Annotated in this window: 4 protein-coding genes and 2 tRNA genes; all 6 read left to right on the top strand. The window is 44.4% G+C overall.

The window, feature by feature from the left end; genetic code table 11:
• The coding region (locus tag CCU_RS13335) for a transglutaminase domain-containing protein (RefSeq protein ID WP_305803646.1) at positions 1-378 on the top strand (378 nt) is incomplete at its 5' end.
• Positions 379-386: 8 nt separating this feature from the next.
• Positions 387-545 carry a hypothetical protein gene (locus tag CCU_RS13330; protein ID WP_015535014.1) on the top strand — a complete coding sequence of 53 codons (159 nt, stop codon included), beginning with the start codon at positions 387-389 and terminating at the stop codon, positions 543-545.
• 37 nt (positions 546-582) lie between these two features.
• Positions 583-1,116: a DUF1700 domain-containing protein gene (locus CCU_RS13325; RefSeq protein WP_015535013.1), complete on the top strand. Its 534-nt coding sequence runs from the start codon at positions 583-585 to the stop codon at positions 1,114-1,116.
• Between the two features lie 92 nt (positions 1,117-1,208).
• Positions 1,209-1,281: transfer RNA gene (locus CCU_RS13320), tRNA-Val, on the top strand.
• A 12-nt stretch (positions 1,282-1,293) separates the two neighbouring features.
• Positions 1,294-1,367, top strand: a tRNA-Met gene (locus CCU_RS13315).
• 59 nt (positions 1,368-1,426) lie between these two features.
• On the top strand, positions 1,427-1,769 hold a 343-nt coding region (gene ispF / locus CCU_RS13310; protein ID WP_208896292.1), incomplete at its 3' end, for a 2-C-methyl-D-erythritol 2,4-cyclodiphosphate synthase.

Here is a 1,769-nt window from a genome sequence, read left to right as displayed (position 1 = left end):
GATGCATATACGGCATATGGAGCGCTGGTGCTTCACCAGAGCGTGTGCGACGGCTACGCTGAGGCGTTCTTCATAATCATGTCCTGTCTGGGCGTCAAATGTGACATAGTAGTCGGAAGAACGGAGGAAGGACTTCATGCATGGAATCAGATAGAGCTCGGCGGAGAATGGTATAATGTGGATCTGACATGGGATGACTCGCTGCCGGATATGGGCAGCTATCTGAAGCACACCTATGTGAATGTCGATGACAGCACACTGGAACTGACTCACTCATGGGAAAAGCAATTCTACAGAGGTGTGCCGACACAGCGTATAATTTCTATAAAAAGAGGTTTTATACCTATGACTCGTTCGATGAGTATAAAAAAGGCATAAGGATACAGATGGGCGGCAGTAATGTGCTGGAAGCTGCTATATATACAGATGACGAAACATTTGACTTGTCATTTCTGTACAATTATGGCAATATAAGGTCTATAAATTATGTGGTGGAAGATATGGGCGGCTACAAAGTTGTCGTCGTATATCTTAATATGAAGTGATAAAAATAGAATTGACATAATGGCGCGGAGGTGCGATATGCGAAAAAGAGAGTTTATGGATGAGTTGAAGAAAGCTCTTGATGGAAATGTCTCAACGCAGACATATTATGACACGATGAATTATTATGAGGATTATTTTAAGAAGCAGAAAGAAGCAGGCAAGTCAGAGGAGGAGATATGTTCATCTCTGGGATCTGCAAGACTGATCGCCAAGACGATCATTGACACAGAGGGACAGGGCGCAAGCGGAAGATATTATGATACAGAATCCTCTTCGTATGATGACAGCTACAACACCCGCAAAGCCAGCAGAAGCAGTCAGAAGGGCTGGCATGTAAATGTGGACGACGAGGGCAATACAAGCTTTGCTTATGGCAAGCTTGATTTCAGTTCACCGATAGGCAAGGTGCTGACAGCGATAATACTCATTCTTGTGGCTGCACTTGTTATAGGTATAGTGCTTGGAGTTATCTGGCTGGGATTTAAGATAGTGTGGTATATCGTGATACCTGTTGTCATCATTCTGTTCATAGTGAATCTTATTATTTACCTGTTTGGTGGAGGCCGATAAAAAATAAAATAAAAAAAGTGAAAAAAGTTGTTGACAAAACATGGTCACTTGAGTATACTAACAAAGGTGTCAGCGATGACACGAAGTAATATGGGATCTTAGCTCAGCTGGGAGAGCATCTGCCTTACAAGCAGAGGGTCATAGGTTCGAGCCCTATAGGTCCCATTTACAAGACATGGCGAGATAGCTCAGTTGGCTAGAGCATGCGGTTCATACCCGCAGTGTCGAGGGTTCGAATCCCCCTCTCGCTACTATTTGATGAGACGGAAGACATTCCGTCTTTTTTTTATTCATATAAGGAGGATATCACATGAGAGTTGGAATGGGATACGATGTCCACAGACTAGTTGAGGGACGAAAACTTATAATCGGAGGAGTTGAGATTCCATATGAGAAAGGACTCCTTGGACACAGCGATGCGGATGTACTTCTTCATGCGATAATGGATGCGCTTCTCGGTGCTGCGGCGTTGGGGGATATTGGAAAGCATTTCCCTGATACTGATGAGAGGTATAAGGGAGCGGACAGCATGAAGCTCCTGTCAGAAGTGAAGAGACTTCTCGAGGAGAAGCTCTACATCATCGAGAACATAGATGCGACCGTAATTGCCCAGAGCCCTAAGATGGCGCCGTACATTGATCAGATGAGGGAGA

This window comes from Coprococcus sp. ART55/1, assembly GCF_000210595.1.
Lineage (GTDB): Bacteria > Bacillota > Clostridia > Lachnospirales > Lachnospiraceae > Coprococcus > Coprococcus aceti.
The sequence above is the reverse complement of the archived record's forward strand: the minus strand, read 5'-3'. Positions and strand labels throughout refer to the sequence as shown.

Coding starts and splice junctions, on each gene's coding strand:
- CCU_RS13330 (WP_015535014.1), top strand. CDS start 387: ATGGGCGGCAGTAATGTGCTGGAAGCTGCTATATATACAGATGACGAA.
- CCU_RS13325 (WP_015535013.1), top strand. CDS start 583: ATGCGAAAAAGAGAGTTTATGGATGAGTTGAAGAAAGCTCTTGATGGA.